General features: G+C 35.6%; 1 protein-coding gene. It reads left to right on the forward strand.

The features are described 5' to 3' along the window. A partial coding sequence (locus tag H9X91_RS14100) for a transposase (RefSeq protein ID WP_204805887.1) occupies positions 1 to 368 on the forward strand: 368 nt, incomplete at both ends.

Here is a 368-nt window from a genome sequence, read left to right on the forward strand (position 1 = left end):
CTATTATGGGGCTGGTTCACATGAATCTCGGGCATTGAAACGTTTTTGGAAACTACTATTGCAAAAAGTTAGTGAACTTGATAACGTCCGTTATCACCCCTGTCGTAACTTTAAAGGTGCCTGGTTAACTAATAGTGAAGTAGTTGATCGATTACTTGATATGTCTCCAGAACTTAAAGAAGCTTATGATTATTATCAAACACTGATTAGTGCCATTGATAATGAAGACTCTGCAGAGTTACAAACACTTCTAAATCGAAAATTAACAGAATTGCCGTTTAAATTACAAAAAGTCCAAAGGACTTTACGGCAACATAAAGACGAAATATTGTGTAGCTTTAAGTATCATTTGAGTAACGGCCCTATTG

The organism is Oscillibacter valericigenes, assembly GCF_016902445.1.
Taxonomy (GTDB): Bacteria; Bacillota; Clostridia; order Oscillospirales; family Oscillospiraceae; genus Oscillibacter; species Oscillibacter avistercoris.